This is a genomic window from Seongchinamella sediminis (assembly GCF_003457605.1).
Classification (GTDB): Bacteria; Pseudomonadota; Gammaproteobacteria; order Pseudomonadales; family Halieaceae; genus Halioglobus; species Halioglobus sediminis.
The window spans coordinates 150,659-167,634 of record NZ_QRAN01000008.1 but is presented as its reverse complement, the minus strand read 5'-3'; the positions used below and the strand labels follow the sequence as shown (position 1 = coordinate 167,634).

At 64.0% G+C, this 16,976-nt stretch carries 17 protein-coding genes; 8 read left to right on the top strand and 9 right to left on the bottom strand.

What is annotated here, in order from left to right; all coding sequences use genetic code 11:
• Window positions 1-18: 18 nt before the first annotated feature.
• Complete coding sequence (locus DWB85_RS09510) at window positions 19-735, top strand: 2OG-Fe(II) oxygenase (protein WP_117954007.1); 717 nt, start codon at window positions 19-21, stop codon at window positions 733-735.
• Here the strand turns inward: DWB85_RS09510 and DWB85_RS09505 are convergent.
• Window positions 732-2,375 (bottom strand): tetratricopeptide repeat-containing sulfotransferase family protein, encoded by a 1,644-nt coding sequence (locus DWB85_RS09505; RefSeq protein WP_275400116.1) that lies wholly within the window; start codon window positions 2,373-2,375, stop codon window positions 732-734. The genes DWB85_RS09510 and DWB85_RS09505 overlap by 4 nt on opposite strands.
• 39 nt (window positions 2,376-2,414) lie before the next feature.
• Window positions 2,415-3,743: an energy transducer TonB gene (locus DWB85_RS09500; RefSeq protein WP_117954005.1), complete on the bottom strand. Its 1,329-nt coding sequence runs from the start codon at window positions 3,741-3,743 to the stop codon at window positions 2,415-2,417.
• Window positions 3,744-3,923: 180 nt separating this feature from the next.
• Between DWB85_RS09500 and DWB85_RS09495 the strand changes: the two genes are divergently transcribed.
• Window positions 3,924-4,247: a hypothetical protein gene (locus DWB85_RS09495; protein ID WP_117954004.1), complete on the top strand. Its 324-nt coding sequence runs from the start codon at window positions 3,924-3,926 to the stop codon at window positions 4,245-4,247.
• A 12-nt stretch (window positions 4,248-4,259) separates the two neighbouring features.
• Here the strand turns inward: DWB85_RS09495 and DWB85_RS09490 are convergent, their stop codons facing one another.
• On the bottom strand, window positions 4,260-5,240 hold the full coding sequence (locus tag DWB85_RS09490; protein WP_117954003.1) for a class I SAM-dependent methyltransferase: 981 nt from the start codon (window positions 5,238-5,240) through the stop codon (window positions 4,260-4,262).
• 12 nt (window positions 5,241-5,252) lie between these two features.
• Complete coding sequence (locus DWB85_RS09485; protein WP_117954002.1) at window positions 5,253-6,398, bottom strand: tetratricopeptide repeat protein; 1,146 nt, start codon at window positions 6,396-6,398, stop codon at window positions 5,253-5,255.
• Window positions 6,399-6,589: 191 nt separating this feature from the next.
• Here DWB85_RS09485 and DWB85_RS09480 point away from each other — a divergent pair, with 191 nt between their 5' ends.
• Window positions 6,590-7,180 carry a YhgN family NAAT transporter gene (locus tag DWB85_RS09480; protein ID WP_117954001.1) on the top strand — a complete coding sequence of 197 codons (591 nt, stop codon included), beginning with the start codon at window positions 6,590-6,592 and terminating at the stop codon, window positions 7,178-7,180.
• Between the two features lie 24 nt (window positions 7,181-7,204).
• Here DWB85_RS09480 and DWB85_RS09475 read toward each other — a convergent pair whose 3' ends face one another.
• The gene (locus tag DWB85_RS09475) at window positions 7,205-7,792 is read right to left on the bottom strand and encodes a YceI family protein (protein WP_162846069.1); all 588 of its coding nucleotides are present in this window, start codon (window positions 7,790-7,792) and stop codon (window positions 7,205-7,207) included.
• 152 nt (window positions 7,793-7,944) lie between these two features.
• On the opposite strand from DWB85_RS09475, the gene DWB85_RS09470 reads away from it, so the two are divergent.
• From DWB85_RS09470 to arsH, 4 genes are read left to right on the top strand one after another with little or no spacing between them, the layout of a single operon-like run.
• On the top strand, window positions 7,945-8,301 hold the full coding sequence (locus tag DWB85_RS09470; protein WP_117953999.1) for a metalloregulator ArsR/SmtB family transcription factor: 357 nt from the start codon (window positions 7,945-7,947) through the stop codon (window positions 8,299-8,301).
• Window positions 8,298-8,768 carry an arsenate reductase ArsC gene (locus DWB85_RS09465; protein WP_117953998.1) on the top strand — a complete coding sequence of 157 codons (471 nt, stop codon included), beginning with the start codon at window positions 8,298-8,300 and terminating at the stop codon, window positions 8,766-8,768. The genes DWB85_RS09470 and DWB85_RS09465 overlap by 4 nt, the downstream gene beginning before the upstream one ends.
• The gene (gene arsB, locus DWB85_RS09460) at window positions 8,768-9,799 is read left to right on the top strand and encodes an ACR3 family arsenite efflux transporter (RefSeq protein WP_117953997.1); all 1,032 of its coding nucleotides are present in this window, start codon (window positions 8,768-8,770) and stop codon (window positions 9,797-9,799) included. Before DWB85_RS09465 ends, arsB begins: the two co-directional genes overlap by 1 nt.
• Window positions 9,796-10,590 carry an arsenical resistance protein ArsH gene (gene arsH, locus DWB85_RS09455; protein ID WP_117953994.1) on the top strand — a complete coding sequence of 265 codons (795 nt, stop codon included), beginning with the start codon at window positions 9,796-9,798 and terminating at the stop codon, window positions 10,588-10,590. Before arsB ends, arsH begins: the two co-directional genes overlap by 4 nt.
• Before the next feature lie 96 nt (window positions 10,591-10,686).
• Here arsH and parE read toward each other — a convergent pair whose 3' ends face one another.
• The 3 genes from parE to DWB85_RS09440 form a co-directional block, all read right to left on the bottom strand.
• The gene (parE, locus tag DWB85_RS09450) at window positions 10,687-12,573 is read right to left on the bottom strand and encodes a DNA topoisomerase IV subunit B (RefSeq protein ID WP_117953992.1); all 1,887 of its coding nucleotides are present in this window, start codon (window positions 12,571-12,573) and stop codon (window positions 10,687-10,689) included.
• A 100-nt stretch (window positions 12,574-12,673) separates the two neighbouring features.
• A complete protein-coding gene (gene cpdA, locus DWB85_RS09445; protein WP_239017275.1) occupies window positions 12,674-13,495 on the bottom strand; it encodes a 3',5'-cyclic-AMP phosphodiesterase in 822 nt (273 codons plus the stop codon).
• 40 nt (window positions 13,496-13,535) lie between these two features.
• Window positions 13,536-13,979: a DUF1249 domain-containing protein gene (locus DWB85_RS09440; RefSeq protein WP_205422703.1), complete on the bottom strand. Its 444-nt coding sequence runs from the start codon at window positions 13,977-13,979 to the stop codon at window positions 13,536-13,538.
• 218 nt (window positions 13,980-14,197) lie between these two features.
• Between DWB85_RS09440 and DWB85_RS09435 the strand changes: the two genes are divergently transcribed.
• Window positions 14,198-15,610 carry a TolC family outer membrane protein gene (locus tag DWB85_RS09435; protein ID WP_117953988.1) on the top strand — a complete coding sequence of 471 codons (1,413 nt, stop codon included), beginning with the start codon at window positions 14,198-14,200 and terminating at the stop codon, window positions 15,608-15,610.
• 20 nt (window positions 15,611-15,630) lie between these two features.
• Here DWB85_RS09435 and waaA read toward each other — a convergent pair whose 3' ends face one another.
• Window positions 15,631-16,899, bottom strand: a complete 1,269-nt coding sequence (gene waaA, locus DWB85_RS09430; protein WP_117953987.1) for a lipid IV(A) 3-deoxy-D-manno-octulosonic acid transferase — start codon at window positions 16,897-16,899, stop codon at window positions 15,631-15,633.
• Between the last annotated feature and the right edge of the window lie 77 nt (window positions 16,900-16,976).

The window sequence follows — 16,976 nt, the reverse complement described above, 5'->3', positions numbered from 1 at the left end:
TCAGCCCCGGTACTCAGGATGACTCTGGATCTCAGGATCAACAGCGAACACGACCCCAGGCAGTTACAGCGGCAATACGCCGCCGCGGGCAGGCTGCAGGTTCCGGATTTCCTGCCGGCGGATTGCGCGGCGCGGTTACATCGGGAGTTGCTGGCAAACCAGGACTGGTACCTCACCTACAACGAGGGCAGCGAAAATTTCGAGAGCGAGGCCGCCCGTTTCCAGGCCCTGCCACCGGCCCAGCAGCAGCGCTTCATGCACAATCTTTACGGCCGCGCCCGGAACGGGTTCCAGTACCTGTTCAAGCAGTATTACATCAGCGGGGCAATCAAACGCGGCGAACAGCCGGGCCACCCCCTGCATCCGGTGCAGGACTTCGTTAACAGTGAGCCGTTTCTCGGCTGGATGCGGGAGCTGACCGACAGGCCCGATATCGCCTTTTCAGACTGCTATGCCAGCCGCTATGAGGCCGGCCACTTCCTCACCGAGCACAACGACATCCATGGCGACCAGCAGCGAATCGCCGCCTGGGTGATCAGCATGACCCCGGACTGGAACCCGGACTGGGGTGGCTACCTGGCTTTTTACGATGACGCCGGCAACATCGAGGCAGGCTTCAAACCCAGCTTCAACACGCTGAACATTTTCAGCATTCCCCAGAAACACGCGGTACAGATACTGGCGCCCTACGCCGGGCAGCCCCGCACCAGCCTGCTGGGCTGGCTACAGCACTAGTCACCCAACTCGTAGTTACCCGGATTCCCGGCGGCCAGCAGCTGCTCGCGCAGGGGCTGCAACTGTTGCCGGTAATTTTTCCAGCGGCCGACGCTGCCACTGTATAAGGGCTTGCGCACCTGGGCGACACTGGCCGTGCGCACCCGGGACTGCTGGCGATGGAACGCCAGGCACTCGTCACTCCAGTCCAGCCCCAGGCCCTGCAGCACTGGCTCCAGGGTCTCCCCTGGCGAGCGCACGATGTCCTCGTAGGCCACATCGACAACCAGCCCCGGGTAGCGGCGCTGCCAGTAATCCATCAGGCGCTGCTGCTGCAGCCAGTAATGGCCGATGTCCTCCAGCCGGTTGGCGTAGGCAAAACCCGCCGCCAGCTGCTGGAAGTAAATCGACAGGGCGGTATCCAGCGGGTGGCGTGTGCTGCGCAGGAAGACCGCCTGCGGGAACAGCCGCCGCAACAGGCCGATGTAGTAGCCATTGTCCAGCCGCTTGTCGATGACTCGCTGGCCCTCGCCAAAGCGCGCGCTGAGCTGCTGCAGGTAAGCCCGGCCCAGCTCACCGGCCCTGGCCGCCGGCAGGCCCCCGGCGAGTTCACCGGGGGGCAAGTGGCTGGCAAAAAAACTGATCTCGCCGCCGGCGACCAGCGCCGGGTGCGCCGCCAGCATCTGCTCCAGCAGGGTCGAGCCGGAGCGGAACATGCCGCAGAGAAACACCAGCGGCGCTGCGGAGACCGCCTCGATACCGGCCCAGGCGCCGGCGCTGTCCTGTGCCATCAGCTGCCCGACCAGCGCTTCCCTGGCCGCCGGCGCATAGGCCGGAACCCGCCCCAGGGCCAGCGAATTGGCCCGGTCACAGTGCTCGAATGCCTGCTCGTAGCGGCCGCAGTCGTCGCAGGCCTTGGCCAGCGCAAATTCCAGCTCCTCGCGCCGCTCATCGCTACAGCCAGGATCGGCCAGCGCCTGCTCGATACGCGCGATCAGCGGGTGCTGCGAATCGCCGATGGTTTCGCCATGGGCCTGGCGGGCCAGAGCCTGGTGGTATAAGGGGTCGCCGGCGGGGATACGCTGCAGCTGCTGGCGGGCCCCCGGCCAGTCGCCGGACTCCTCCAGCTGCAGGGCAAGGTTATAGCGGGCGGGAAAGTAGTCGCCATTGATGTCTATGGCCCGCCTGAGCGCAGCGGCTGCCTCATCCTGACGGTTCAGGTCGGCCAGGATGACCGCCATATTGGTGAGCGCCTCCTCCGGACGTTCTATGCCCTCTTCGATACAGTGCTCATAGGCGCGTAGCGCCTCTTCCAGGTGGCCGTGCCGACGCAGCAGGCTGGCGTAGTTGAAACGGCTGGCCAACTGCCGGGGATTGGCCTGGAGAAACTGCCGGTAATGCGCCAGCGCCTCGTCCGCCCGGCCCAGCCGGGACAACAGGCCCGCCAGCCGATCACAGTACAGCGGGTTGGCGGGGGCGATGGCGGTAAGCTGGCCGAAGGCCTTTACCGCTGGCTCTGCCTGGCCCGATTGCAGCGCGATCATGGCCAGGAATTCCAGTGGTTCCGGCGCCTGCGGCCAGCGCCGGGAGAGCTCGCTGAAAACTTCGCGGGCCGGCGCCAGCTGGCCGGCGGCATAGTGCTGTTGCGCCCGCTGGAACAGGGCGGCGTCACGTTGGTCGATGGTGTTTACTCCCGGTCGTCAGTACTGGTAGCTGTAGTCCCGGCGCAGCCCGGTCCAGGCGACCGCCTCCCCGTCCCTGATCACCGGCCGGAAGCGGACATCGCGCAACAGGCGGTGCAGCACCACCCGGGCGCCCATGTCTTCCGGGGGTTCCTGCTCGAGAATTTCTATGTCCCGGGCCTCGCCCAGCCTGGACACCGTGAACATGACCCGGGCCTTGGCCTGGGCGTTTTCGGTGGGCACTGAACCGTCGGAGAGAAATACCCGGGTGTCCGGCAGCTCTACCGGTCTGTCGAAAAAGGTATTGCCCTGGGCACCGGAGCCAGCGTTAGCAGCGAGCAGTTCCCAGGCCTTGCGGTAATGCTGCAGGGCGCGGCTCTCCTCCTGCCACCACATATACCAGTCACCGAGGGCCACGTAGGCCTCGGCAACCGACTCCGATTCCGGCCCCTCGCTGCGCTCGGTGGCGGCGATAATCGCTTCCAGTGCCCGGCGGCCGTTGCGGAAATTATTTTTCTGCAACTGCCGGAAGCGCTCGCCCTCCAGCTGGCCGCTCATCAGCGGGTCCGGGTCGCCGGGTCCACTCAGCTGAATGCGCAGCATCGACTGGCGCTCGCCGTCGTAGCGGGAAATCAGGTACTCGACGAGCATGCGGTCGTTGAGCTGCTGGATAAGCTCGGCGTCGTTGCCTCCCTGCTGCTGCAGCCACTCGATATTGTCGCTGTGCAGGTCGTGCATGTTCAGCAGGCGCAGGTAGGATTCACCGCCAACGCCCTGCAGGTAGGCCTGGCGTTGCCAGTCAATGTATTCACGGGTGGCACTGTGCCATTCATCGCTGCCCTGGGCATACACTGCCTGTTGCACACTGAAGCGGCGCTCCACCAGTTCATCGGCCTGGTCAAACTGGCCCAGTAACAGGCGCAGCTGGATCATGTCACCGTAAATGGGTAACTGGGTCGGGGCGTTGAGGCCCTCGTTAATCCTGGATACCTGCATCGCCCGGCGGAAGACCCTCATGGCGGCAAGGGGTTCGCCGCTTTCCATCAGCGCTTTACCCATGCCGTGGAGAGGTTCAGCGAGCCGCAGGTCGTAGGGCCCGCCCTGGCGCTCGAAGGCCTCAACCAGCCCGCCGAAAGAACTGGCCAGGTCCCTTGACTGCCGATCAGGACTTACCTCGACGGGCCTCAATGGGGCCTCTGTCTGCGCCTTTTCGGCGCTGCGGACAATATCCAGCCCGTAGGGCGTGGGCTTGGGTTTTTCGGGATTAATGGAATTATGGGGCGAGACCGCCGCGGCCGGGGCGACGAACCATGCTGCCAATGCAGCAGACACAAGAAAGGAGCGCATTGCAAGAATCTCCATCCCGGTTGTTAGTCCGAAAAGGCTCACATCGGCGTAAAACCGACTGCGGAATCAATACCCGAGCAGGGCATGATATACCTTTTGACCGGGGAAAAGAACGCCACAGAGGTTGACGCTGGCGGTTCAGACGTTGACACTGTCACCTTATAAGCTGAGGAGGCTCCAATGAACAGCCGTTTGAACATCGCTACTGCCGCCATTTTTTGCCTGGTACTGGCCGGTTGCGCCAGCAACCAGGGCAGCAATGAGGTGGCCGCAGACAATGCCGCCGAATCGACCGCCGCGGCAGCGGAACAGGTCGCGGTCAATGACCGGGACGACCCCAACGCCATACGTTGCAAGCGCTACGCGCAGACAGGCAGCCGCCTGGGCAAAAAGGTCTGCAAGACCAACGCACAATGGGATGAGCTGGCCCGTGCCGCCAAGGAAGCCACAGACACCATCCAGCGCGAAGCCCTGCAGGGCCGCGGCGAGGTCGGCGGCAGCTAGGGCCTGTTCACATTACCTGAGTCGGCACTGCCGCTGCAGGACCAGAATCCAGCCGGAGGGACTCGCGGGTGCGCCCAGCAGCAATTGCTCGCGGCGCCGCAGCTGCAGTCCCTTTAATTCGCAGTCAGCGATGAAGTCATTGACCTCGACTTCCCCGAGGGCGCTGGCCAGCATCGACGACAGCCGCCCCTCGTAGGCATCCAGCTCAGCGCCAATGGCGCCCAGCCAGTTGCTGATGTCCTGCCGCTGGTAGGCCCGCAGGCGCGGGTACATATGGGCGATATCCTGGTAAATCTGCCCGGGCAGCCCGTCCGCCACGCTGGTTCCATATTGGCCGAACAGTGACTCGAGCGCGCGTACCGCAGACTTGAAGCGGCCTTCCGCGGCATGGAACTGCGCCTCAGTGCCCCTGCCCTCGACAAGATCAAAACCCGCGGCGAAGGCTTCGCCGGCCCGCCCGGTGATGCCGGTATCCCGCAGCGCCTGTATCACCTCCCGGTTGCGGCTGTAGTCGCGGTAGATGCCCCCCTCGCGCAGGTGCAGGACCACGGCCAGGCACCCCCCGGGAGCCACTGTCCTGGCCGCTTCCGGCAGGGCCTCCAGCCCTGCGTACTCGATACCGAACTGGCTCACAACCAGGTCGAAAGCCTGGTCCGGAAAAGGCAGTTGCCGGCCGTGACTGGCGGCGAAAGTCGCTGCCGGCAGACTAGCGCGGGCCAGGGCCAGGGCGCTGGGGGAAATATCGGAGCAGAACAAGCGGGCGCGGGGCCGGGTTTTCGCCGCAATGGCGGCAACAGCGCCGCTGCCGCAGGCCAGTTCGAGCACCGAACAGCCAGCCGCCGGAATACGCTCTCCGAACAGCCCCTGCCAGAAATCCTCCAGCACCGGTTCCCGGGTGCCGCCGGCAGCATGGGCGGGGTTGCCCTGCATGCCGCGCCAGTAGGTGTCCCAGCCGCTGCTTTGCGGCAGCGACCTGGCCTGTGTGTCAGTCAAAAATACTTCCCTTCAGTGCTGGGCCAGCATCTCGAGCTTCTTCGAGTAGCCGGCTTTCTGCCCGGCATCCTCCGCCCGTGCAGCCGCCGAGCGGAAGGCCTTACTGGCGGCCTCATAATCGCCCAGCTTCACATAGGACATGCCCAGCAGGCTGTGCATCTCGTGCTTGTCGCCATCCCGCCGCAATGCCGACCTGGAGTGACTTACGGCCAGTTCATACTGGCCGGCATCGAAGGCCTCCCTGGCGAGCTGGTGCAGGTAATAGGGATTATTGAGGCGGAATAATTCCACCTTGCCTTCGTACCATGCCGCCAGGTCTGTCCTGCCCCGGGCCTGGTAGAGGCGGGCGAGATTGCTCATGGCGGCGGGGTCACGGGCAACCGCTATCCCCTCGAGGTAGGCACCCTCGGCAGCGGCCTCGTTATCCAGCCGGCGATAGAGGCTGCCGAGGTTGGTCCACACGTACCCGGTGTCGGGGGCCAGCTCGATCGCCTTGCGAAAATGGGGGAAGGCCTGCTGCAGCTCGCCGTCCATCATCAGGTGCACGCCCATATTATTGTGGTAGCGGGCCAGCACTTCCTCGTCGTCGAGCAGGTGCCGGTCGTAGTCGGTATTGAATTCCCCGAGGGCAAAATCCACCATCATGCTGCCCCCCGGCAAGTCCACCACCGCGTTCAGGTGCTTGTTGAACAGCCAGGATTCGTTGCGCGACTCCCAGGTGGGCGGCACCTCGACCTCCTGGAATGTTGCGTTGATGCCAGCCTCCCGCGCCAGTGCAACGAACAGGTTGGTGAACGACATGCAGTTGCCCTCGCGGGTATAGAACGCTTCTTCGGCGGTGAGGGTGTAAAACAGGTTGTAGTCGAGACGCAGGCCGTCATCGAGAATGGCCTCCAGAATTTTTTCGACCTTCTGTTTCTTGTTACCACCGTCGGGCAGATGTTCGGCCAGGAAGGCGCGCATGTCGTCGTTGACGGCGAGCAGTTCAACCTGCGGATCTGCCATCGGTTCGGCCAGCAGGGAGCCGTCGAGCAGTTGGGTTGGGGTGTAGACCTGGGGCGGCTGGTCCGGAGCGATGAAACCCGAGCCGCCACAGGCCGCCAGGGTACAGATGCTGGTAACCGCGGCCAGCCGGGGAATAATTTTTAACATGCGCATTGGGGCGCCTCCCTGGGACTGTTGTTGCCAGGCCCGGCAGATTCCCTGCCACCGCGCTCCACAAGCATAGCCCGTTTTGTGGTCCCTGCAGCATAACACAGCCCCACCCGGCCGGGGCCGGCGGTTGGGACCGCCGCCTATTGCATATATACTCGGCCACTTCCGACTACCGCCGCCTGCGAGATCATCCCTTGGATACCATTTCCGCCTTTATCACCCTGCTCTTCGTCATGGATCCGCTGGGCAATATCCCGGTGTTTCTCGCCATCCTCAAGGATGTGGACGAAAAGCGCCGCCAGTGGATTCTGGCGCGCGAGTTGCTGATCGCACTGGTGGTGTTGCTGATTTTCCTGTGGGGCGGCGAGACCGTGCTGAACCTGCTCGGCCTGCGCCAGGAGTCCATCAGTATTGCCGGCGCGATCATCCTGTTCCTGATTGCGGTGCGGATGATTTTTCCCTCTCCCTACGGGCTGATGGGTGAAACGCCGGAGGGCGAGCCCTTTATCGTACCCCTGGCCATTCCCATGGTAGCCGGCCCCTCGGCGCTGGCCATCTCCATGCTCATGGTGACATCAGACCCCAGCCGCATGTTCGACTGGACCCTGGCACTGATTGGCGCCTGGGCAGCGACGGCGATCATCCTGATGTGCGCGCCCCTGCTGCTGAAGGCGCTGGGCAATCGCGGCCTGATCGCGGTTGAGCGCCTGATGGGGATGATCCTGGTGATCATTTCGGTACAGATGTTCTTTGACGGCGTGGGTACCTTCCTCCACCTGGGCTGATACGGCCCTCAGCCCCTGCGCTGCTCAGGGTGCATGACTGAAATGCAGGTTCAGGGTCACCGGTACCGCGGTGCTGATGCTGTTGAGGCCGGCGACCTTGCGCAGGGCTTCCACCCCCCCGGCCAGGCCGAAGTCGGCGGCGTTGATGATCACCGGCCTGGAGCTCACCACGCTCAGGCTGCCGCCGTCACTGAACACGGTCACCGGCACGGTGAGGTCATCGTCCACCCCGTGCAGGCTTAAACGCACCGGCACCTCGGTGCTCACGGTGCCCCCCTTGTCGACCTCCGCCAGGATTGCCGGGTCTACCTCGGCGGCGATGCTGGCACTGGGGAACTCTACTGTTTTAAACAGCATGTCCCGCATCCGCTCGTTGCGAATCGGGATCAGGGTCTCCACGCTGGCCAGGTCGATGGTGAGCTGCACATTGCCGCTCTTGCCGACATAGCCCACCAGGCTGTCAAAACTGTGGGTTTCGGCGATGGCCGCATTCTTGACGGAAATAAAGTTGATGCTCGAATGCTCGGAATCCAGTTCCCACTGGGCCATGGCCTGGGCGCAGGCCAAATACCCTGCGGCCAGGACACCTGCGATGGCGATTCGTTTGTTCATGGTGGTACTCCTGCTGTCAAAATTGGCCGGGACAATAGGCCATCCTAGCGCCGGGACGCGAGGAGACCAAGCATTAGCCGCCAAAACCACATATTCACAATTGCATATATACGGAAATCCGTATATATTGCCGCGCAACTGACGGAGAATCCATGGACGCATTGAGCCTGTTCAAATGCCTGGCGGATGAGACCCGCCTCAGCGTTGTTTTGCTGATCTGGGAACAGGGCGAGCTGTGCGTCTGTGAACTGACCGCAGCACTGGCCCTCAGCCAGCCCAAGGTCTCGCGCCATCTCGGCCAGCTGCGGGACTGCGGCCTGCTCTCCACCCGTCGGGCCGGGCAATGGGTTTATTACGCCATTAACAGCGAACTGCCCCCCTGGGTGCAGGCGGTGATCGACAGCACCGCCGCCAGCAACCCGCAGCTCACCGCCGGCTGCTGCCAGCGCCTGCTGGCGATGGGCGACCGGCCGCAACGCAACCGCCAACACTGTGGCGAAACCGCATGAAGCTCCTGTTTGTCTGTACCCACAACCGCTGCCGCAGCATTATCGCCGAAGCCGTGTGCAATCACCTGGGAGGTGAGGCCATTGAGGCTCGCTCCGCTGGCAGCCAACCCTCCGGCGAAGTCCACCCCCTGTCCCTGCGCTACCTGCAGGAAGCCGGCATCAATACCGGTGGCCTGCGCAGCCAGTCCTGGGACGAGCACGAGGACTGGCAGCCGGATGTGGTGATAACAGTGTGTGACCAGGCCGCCGGTGAACAGTGTCCGCTGTGGTTTGGCCGCAGCCTCAGGGTGCACTGGGGACTGGAAGACCCCTCTCGACTGGAGGGTAGCGAGGAAGAAGTCGCCACCGCCTTCCGCCACACCATTGACCTGCTACGTCGGCGCTGCGAACAACTGCTGGCCGCTGAACCGACCGCCCTGGACGGGCAACAGCGCCTGGCCCTGTTAAAGCGCCTGGGAGAATACTGATGGGATTGTTTGAACGTTACCTGAGCCTGTGGGTCGGCCTGTGTATTCTCGCCGGGGTCGGCCTGGGGAACCTGTTTCCCGGTGCCTTCGCCACCATCGCCAGCTGGGAATACGCCCAGGTCAACCTGCTGATCGCCGTGCTGATCTGGCTGATGATCTACCCGATGATGATCCAGGTGGATTTCTCGGCGCTAAAGGATGTGGGCCGCAAACCGCGCGGCCTGGCGCTGACCCTGGTGATCAACTGGCTGGTGAAGCCCTTTACCATGGCCGCCATCGGCTGGCTGTTCTTCCGGGTTATTTTCGCCGATCTGGTCGACCCGCAAACCGCCAGCGAATATATCGCCGGCATGGTTCTGCTGGGGGTCGCGCCCTGCACCGCCATGGTGTTCGTGTGGAGCCAGCTGACCAAAGGCGACCCCAACTACACCCTGGTGCAGGTGTCGGTCAACGACATCATCATGATTTTTGCCTTCGCGCCCATCGCCGCCTTCCTGCTGGGCGTCAGCAATATCACCGTACCCTGGGAAACCCTGCTGCTGTCGGTGGTGCTGTACGTGGTATTGCCGCTGGTGGCGGGTTACCTGACCCGGCGCCTCCTGCACAACGAGACTTCACGGTTTGTGCAGCGCCTGAAGCCGCTGTCGATCATCGGTCTGCTGGCTACCGTGGTGCTGTTGTTTGGCTTCCAGGCCCGGACCATTCTGGCCAGGCCAGAGCAGATCCTGCTGATCGCCATTCCGCTGCTGATCCAGACCTACGGCATTTTCTGTATCGCCTACCTCGCCGCGAAACGCCTGCAGTTGCCGCACAACGTGGCCGCCCCCGCTGCCCTGATCGGCACCAGCAACTTCTTCGAACTGGCGGTAGCGGTAGCGATTTCCCTGTTCGGCCTCAACTCGGGCGCGGCCCTGGCGACGGTAGTCGGCGTGCTGGTGGAGGTGCCTGTCATGCTGTCGCTGGTCAAATTTGCCAATAACACCCGGGGATGGTTTCCCCCGCAACCAGAAACAATCGCGGATAAGCCATGACGGACAAGACGATAGATCCCGGCCTGCGCCGGGATGACATTGCGGCAGCAAACAGCCTGCGCCGGGATCACGAAGAGGCAGCAAGTGACCTGCCCAATACAAGCCCCGAGCTTCTGGACAGCCCGGACCTGGAGCGCCTGGTACCCCGGGAACGCTCCAGTCACCCGCCGCGCATCCTGCTGCTCTATGGTTCCCTGCGCCAGCGCTCCTTCAGCCGGCTGGTGGTGGAGGAGAGCGCCCGCCTGCTGCAGCGGATGGGCGCGGAAACGCGGATTTTCAACCCGGCCGGCCTGCCGCTGCCGGACGACGGCGATGACAGCCACCCCAAGGTACAGGAACTGCGCGCGCTGATGGCCTGGTCAGAGGGCCAGGTGTGGTGCTCACCGGAGCGCCACGGGGCAATGACCGCCATCATGAAAGCGCAGATCGACTGGGTGCCGCTGAGCATTGGCGCAGTGCGCCCGACCCAGGGCAAAACCCTGGCGGTGATGCAGGTGGAAGGCGGTTCCCAGTCATTCAACGCGGTGAATCAGCTGCGGGTGCTGGGTCGCTGGATGCGCATGATCACCATTCCCAACCAGTCCTCGGTCGCGAGGGCCTGGGCCGAGTTTGACGACAACGACCGGATGAAACCCTCGGCTTTCTATGACCGCATTGTCGATGTCTGTGAGGAGCTGCTGAAGTTCACCCTGCTGACCCGGGACGTTGCCGGCTACCTGGTGGATCGCTATTCCGAGCGCCGGGAATCGGCGGAGGAGTTGATGGCGCGGGTGAACCAGCGGTCGATCTGATATCCGGGCCTGGCGGCCCGGGGGGGAGTGGGTCTGGGGTCGCTGGATCCCGGCTTTCGCCGGGATGACGGGAAGGTGCCGGGATGACGGGGTGGCTTACACCACTTCCGCCAGGTCGCCTTTTTTCTCCAGCCAGGACTTGCGGTCCGAGGCGCGCTTCTTGGCCAGCAGCATGTCGAGCATGTTGTTGGTGCCGTCGCCGGCGTCCAGCACCAGGCGCACCAGGCGCCGGGTGTCGGGGTCCATGGTGGTCTCGCGCAGCTGCAGGGGGTTCATTTCCCCCAGGCCCTTGAAGCGCTGCACATTGACCTTGCCCCGCTTCTTTTCCGCCTCGATGCGGTCCAGGATGCCCTGCTTCTCGCCCTCGTCCAGGGCGTAAAACACTTCCTTGCCGACATCGATGCGATACAGGGGCGGCATGGCCACGTACACGTGGCCGGCCGCCACCAGGCTGCGGAAGTGGCGCACGAACAGGGCGCAGATCAGGGTGGCGATGTGCAGGCCGTCGGAGTCGGCGTCGGCGAGGATGCAGACCTTGTGGTAGCGCAGCCCGGACAGATCATCGCTGGCCGGGTCTATGCCCAGGGCGACAGAAATATTGTGCACTTCCTGGGAGGCGAGAATTTCCTGCGAGTCGACTTCCCAGGTGTTGAGTATCTTGCCGCGCAGGGGAAGAATGGCCTGGAATTCCCGGTCCCGGGCCTGCTTGGCGCTGCCGCCGGCGGAGTCACCCTCCACCAGGAACAGCTCGCCGCGGGCCGGGTCCTCGCCGGAACAGTCCGCCAGCTTGCCCGGCAGGGCGGGCCCGGCGGAAACCTTCTTGCGCACCACTTTCCTGGCGCTGCGCATGCGGCTCTGGGCGTTGTTGATGCACATCTCCGCCAGCTTTTCCGCCGCTTCCGTGTGCTGGTTCAGCCACAGGCTGAAGGCATCCTTGGCGACCCCGGAGACAAAGGCCGCGGCCTCGCGCGAGGACAGGCGCTCCTTGGTCTGGCCGGAAAACTGCGGGTCCTCCAGCTTGGAAGACAGCACGTAACAGCAGCGGTCCCAGATATCGTCCGGGGTCAGCTTGACCCCCCGGGGCAGCAGGCTGCGCAATTCACAGAACTCGCGCATGGCATCCAGCAGGCCGGTGCGCAGGCCGTTGACGTGGGTGCCGCCCTGGGCGGTGGGAATCAGGTTGACGTAGGACTCGGCGATCACCTCGCCGCCCTCGGGCAACCATTGCACCGCCCAGTCGACCCCCTCGTTGCTGCCGCTGAAGCTGCCGACAAAGGGCTGTTCGGGGATGGCGGGAAAATCGATGGTGGCGTCGGCCAGGTAGTCGGTAAGGCCGTCCTCGTAATACCACTCCTCGGTCTCGCCCTTTTTTTCGTCCGTGAACTTCACCCGCAGGCCAGGACACAACACGGCCTTGGCGCGCAGCACATGGACCAGGCGCGACACGGAAAAATTGACCGAGTCGAAGTAGGTCTCGTCCGGGGTAAATTTTACCGTGGTCCCGGTATTGCGCTTGCCGCAGGTGTCGATGACCTCCAGGTCAGAGGTCTTCTCGCCGCCGGAAAAGCTGATCTGGTGGACCTTGCCGTCACGCCTGATGGTAACCAGCAGTGCTTTCGACAACGCATTGACCACGGACACCCCCACACCGTGCAGGCCGCCGCTGAACTGGTAGTTCTTGCTGGAGAACTTGCCGCCCGCATGCAGGGTAGAGAGGATAACTTCCACTCCGGGCTTGCGCTGTTCGGGATGGATGTCCACCGGCATGCCGCGGCCGTTGTCGGCCACGGTAACGGAGCCGTCCCTGTGCAGGATGACGTCTATCTGGTCGGCATGGCCGGCCAGGGCCTCGTCCACGGAGTTGTCGATAACTTCCTGGGCCAGGTGATTGGGGCGGGTGGTGTCGGTGTACATGCCCGGGCGCTTGCGCACGGGCTCGAGTCCGGTGAGGACTTCGATATCTTCAGCGGTATATTGGCTCATTGGTGCACTGATGTGTGGTTACTGCGGGAGTTCAATTCGGCTCATTGTACATGAGCGGGGCCTGACCACAGCCAGGGAAAACGAATTTTTTGGCCACCGCCTACAGGTAGCCGCCACACTCCAGGTCGACGGTAAACTCGGCATCGGTGACCCGGGAAACCCCGGTTTCTATGCGCCCGTTTGCGTACAACTCCAGCCAGCGGTAGCCCGGGGGCTTGTCGTCCGCCTTGAAATTCGTGCTGCCGGGGGCGAACTGGACGCAGGTAGACGGCGAGGCCATCAGGGCAACAGACCCGCGCTGCCTGTCGATCTGCTGGTGGACATGGCCCCAGAGCACTCCCTTCACGCTGGCGTAACTGTCCAGCAGCTGCCAGAACTGTGCGGCGTCCGCCACCATTTGTTGGTCGATCCAGGCGCTGCCGACGGCCACCGGCTGGTGGTGCAGGCACACCAGCGCATGCAGCCCGTCCTGCCTGCCCGCCTCCAGGGCCGCCGCCAGGCGCTGCAGTTCGGTTTCTCCCAGCCGGCCGCCGACCTCGCCGGGAATCTGCGAGTCGAGCATGATGAGCTGCCATTGCCCAGCGCGGATTTCTCCGGGCAGGCACACTTTGTCGCTGACGGCAGCGAGCATCTCCGCACGGTCATCGTGATTACCCGGCAGCCAGAAGCTGGGCGCGGCAATTTTCTGCAGGTAGCCCTCCAACCGCTGGTAGGCGCTACGAAAACCTCCGTCCGAGAGATCGCCGGTACACAGCAGCACATCGGGGGTGCCCCGCTCGCGCAGCGCCCGATCAATAACCAGCTGCAGGGAGCGATCGGTATCCATGTCCAGCAAGGTGCCGCCGGCCTCGGCGCAGAGGTGGGTATCGGTTAGCTGCAGCAGCCGCAGCGGGTCGCCCGTGTCGACTATCCTGCAGGTCATGTGTCGTGATTCCGGCATGCTGGACAGCGGTCAGTACCGCTCAGGCCCCGACCACGACGGGATGACTGCTGTGACCATTACCCAGACAATGCTCCAGCCAGTCGGCCAGGAAACGGTTCTGCTGGGACTTCTCATCCTGCTGGTGCATTTTTGCGTTGGGGTAGTGGTAACGCGGCTGGATGCTGCGGTGGGACTGGAAGCTGCCCACCTCGAGCATCCCCGCATCGTGGTAGGCGCGGACTTCCACCCGCAGGCTTCCCAGCCAGCGCGCCTCGGCATGCTGCTGCGACAGCCGGAAGATGGTGGTATAGCGACTGCGCTCCAGCACCTCCAGCCGGACGCGGGCCGGGCCCAGGTGAAAGTCCCGGTGGTTGCTGGTCTCGTAATCGGGAAACAGGCGCAACAGGCGCGCGTAATTGGCCTCGCAGACCGCGTGTAGTTCTGCGAGATCAAGTTTGAACGGCCTGTTACCGGCGTGCAGCACCTACAACCTGTCTCCTGTAAAGATGAAATCGACGAAACGTATCAATTCCACGTCCTGTGACGTGGACGAGTTTCGAGTGTAACACTTATGATAGCCAAGACTATGGCCAATTTTGAGCTGCAGTTCACACAATGCAAGACGGGCCGCAGGCTGCTAAAATCGGGCTCCCGAATACCGCGCCCCCAGTAAACGCGCGGACCCATCGTAGAGGAAGACACATGAGAAGGACTGGCGTCACGCTTATCGCGTTGGCACTTTCACTGGCAACGTCGAGCGCAAGCGCTGACTCCCTGCTCGACATTTATGAACTGGCGCTGGAGAACGATGCGCAGCTGAAGGCGGAGGAGGCGACTTACCTGGCCAACCGCGAACAGGAAAACCTGGGGCTGTCGGCACTGCTGCCGCAAATTGGCGCCAACTACTCGCGCTCCGGCTCCGACACTGACACCGACAGTGAGAGCCTGGAACTGGGCGAGGACGGTATCGTCACCGTTGATACCACGACCACCAACGACACTATCAGCGAGGGCTTTACCGTGTCCCTCAACCAGGCCCTGTTCGACCTGCCCGCCTGGTTCAGCTTCAAGTCCGGCAAGGAACTGACCAGGGAAGCCGAGGCGACCTTCGCCGGCAACCAGCAGAACCTGATTGTGCGCGTGGTGGAGGCCTACCTGGCGGTGCTGCGCGCCCAGGACAACCTGGAAGCGTCCAAGGCCCAGGAGCGGGCCTTCGAGCGGCAGCTCGAGCAGACCCAGCAGCGCTTTGAGGTTGGCCTGATTGCCATCACCGACGTCTACGAAGCCCAGGCAGCCTATGACCTGTCCCAGGTCAATCGCATTGTCGACGAGAACAACGTCGCCGTGGCGCTGGAGCAGCTGTCCGTGCTCACCGGCCAGAAGCACGAAAACCTGAACCTGCTCAAGGCAGAGTTTGACCCCCAGGCACCGGAGCCGACTGACCGGGCCTCCTGGGTTGAATTTGCCCTCGACAACAACTTCTCGCTGAAGGCGGCCGAGTACCGTGAAGAGGCGGCCCGCCAGCAGGCCAAGGCCAGCGCCCTGGAGCACGCGTTTACGGTCAGCGGCAACTACCGCTATTCCGACAACGAGACCAACGGCAGCCGGACGATCGAGCCCGAGACCGGATTCAACACCTCGCCCTTCAACAGCACCGATGGCGACTACTGGGAAGTACGGGTGGATGTACCGCTCTACTCCGGCGGCGCAATCAGCGCCAACCGGCGCCGGTCCGCACAGGAGTTCAACGCGGCGCGGGAAAACCGTATCAACCTCAGCCGCAATACCGTGACGGCGACCCGCTCGCTGCACATGACCGTGCTCAGTGATGTCTCCCGGGTGAAAGCGCGCAAGCAGAGTATCGTCTCTTCCAGGAGCGCCCTGGACGCGACCCAGGCCGGTTATGAGGTCGGCACCCGCAACGTGGTTGACGTGCTCAATGCCCAGAACACCCTGTACTCGGCACAACGTGATTATGCCAACAGCCGCTACGACTTCATCGTCAACCTGCTGCGGCTGAAAGAGCAGGCCGGGCTGCTGAGCCCGGAGGATGTCATCAACCTCGACTCCAACATGGTCACGCCTCCGCCACCCGCCGCCACCGGCAGCAAGTAACAGCCCCTCGCCGGCACCGCTCAGGTGCCGGCCAATTGCTCCCGGATCATGGCCAGCAGCCTGCCCCTGGCGCCGCGGTTGGCGGCGACCACGTCGGCGGCCGCACGCCCCATGTCGTGGCGACGGGCCTCATCGGCCAGCAGGGCCAGCAGGGCCGCGGGCAGCTCGGCGGCGCTGACCTGCTGCATCCCCCCCGCCGCAACCAGCAGGCTGGTGATCTCCGCGAAGTTGAACATGTGCGGCCCGCTCACCACCGGTACGCCCCAGGCGGCGGCCTCCAGCACGTTCTGCCCGCCGTGCTCGATAAAGCTGCCGCCGATCACACACACCGAGGCGACTCCCGACAGCAGGCGCAATTCACCCATGGTGTCGCCGAGCAGCACCGGCTGCCGGGGGCCGGGCAGTTCCGCGGCGGAGCGCCGTGCGGTGTCGTAGCCGCGGTCTTTACACAGCTGGAACACCGGGCCGAAGCGTTCCGGGTGACGCGGCACCAGCAGGCACAAGAGATCGGGAATATCCCGGCGCAGGGCCTCAAAGGCATTGAGGATGAGCGCCTCCTCGCTGTCGTGGGTGCTGGAGCCCAGCAGCACGGGCCGGCCGAGGGCGGCTTTCAGTTCTGCCGCCTGCTGCCGCAGTTGCTGGTCCAGGTCGATATCGAACTTGATGCTGCCGGTCACCTGCAGCCGTTGCGGCGGCAGGCCCAGGGCGACCAGGCGCTCGCCGTCAGCCGGTGACTGGCAGGCCACGGCGTCCAGCTGGCCCAGCATCTGCCGGGTCAGGCCCGCGACCCGGCGGTAACCCCGGGCGGAGCGGGCAGACAGGCGCGCATTGGCCAGCAGAATCCGGCAGCCGCTCTGGCGGCTGTAGTGCAGCAGGTTCGGCCACAGCTCGGTCTCCATGATAACCAGCAGTTGCGGGCGAACCCGGGCGAGAAAGCGCTTTACCGGGCCGGGCATGTCCCAGGGCGAGTACACGTGAAAGACCCGGTCGCCAAACAGCGCCCGGACCCGTTCGGAGCCAGTGGGGGTGGTGGTTGTGACCACCAGCCGGTGATCGGGGTACTCGCGCAGCAAATCCTCCACCAGCGGCGCCGCCGCCAGGGTCTCGCCGACGGAGACCGCGTGCACCCAGATCACCGGGCCGTCGCTGACCCTGGCGGGACAGCTGAAAAACCCGAAGCGCTCGGCCAGCCGCTGGCGATAGGCCGGGGCCCGGCGCGAGCGCCACAGCATGCGCAGCACGATAAGCGGCAGCAGCAGGTAAAACAGGGCGCTGTACAGGGCGCGCATTGAACTCTCCGCGATGAAACCTGGACCAAAGCATAACAGCGCCAGCGTCGCCTGTGCCGGAAATAATCCGCCCAAGA

Bases quoted from the DNA above. Each gene is read 5' to 3' on its own strand.
- DWB85_RS09510 (WP_117954007.1), top strand. From the start codon at position 19: ATGACTCTGGATCTCAGGATCAACAGCGAACACGACCCCAGGCAGTTA.
- DWB85_RS09500 (WP_117954005.1), bottom strand. From the start codon at position 3,743: ATGCGCTCCTTTCTTGTGTCTGCTGCATTGGCAGCATGGTTCGTCGCC.
- DWB85_RS09495 (WP_117954004.1), top strand. From the start codon at position 3,924: ATGAACAGCCGTTTGAACATCGCTACTGCCGCCATTTTTTGCCTGGTA.
- DWB85_RS09485 (WP_117954002.1), bottom strand. From the start codon at position 6,398: ATGCGCATGTTAAAAATTATTCCCCGGCTGGCCGCGGTTACCAGCATC.
- DWB85_RS09475 (WP_162846069.1), bottom strand. From the start codon at position 7,792: ATGAACAAACGAATCGCCATCGCAGGTGTCCTGGCCGCAGGGTATTTG.
- DWB85_RS09470 (WP_117953999.1), top strand. From the start codon at position 7,945: ATGGACGCATTGAGCCTGTTCAAATGCCTGGCGGATGAGACCCGCCTC.
- DWB85_RS09465 (WP_117953998.1), top strand. From the start codon at position 8,298: ATGAAGCTCCTGTTTGTCTGTACCCACAACCGCTGCCGCAGCATTATC.
- arsB (WP_117953997.1), top strand. From the start codon at position 8,768: ATGGGATTGTTTGAACGTTACCTGAGCCTGTGGGTCGGCCTGTGTATT.
- arsH (WP_117953994.1), top strand. From the start codon at position 9,796: ATGACGGACAAGACGATAGATCCCGGCCTGCGCCGGGATGACATTGCG.
- parE (WP_117953992.1), bottom strand. From the start codon at position 12,573: ATGAGCCAATATACCGCTGAAGATATCGAAGTCCTCACCGGACTCGAG.
- cpdA (WP_239017275.1), bottom strand. From the start codon at position 13,495: ATGACCTGCAGGATAGTCGACACGGGCGACCCGCTGCGGCTGCTGCAG.
- DWB85_RS09435 (WP_117953988.1), top strand. From the start codon at position 14,198: ATGAGAAGGACTGGCGTCACGCTTATCGCGTTGGCACTTTCACTGGCA.
- waaA (WP_117953987.1), bottom strand. From the start codon at position 16,899: ATGCGCGCCCTGTACAGCGCCCTGTTTTACCTGCTGCTGCCGCTTATC.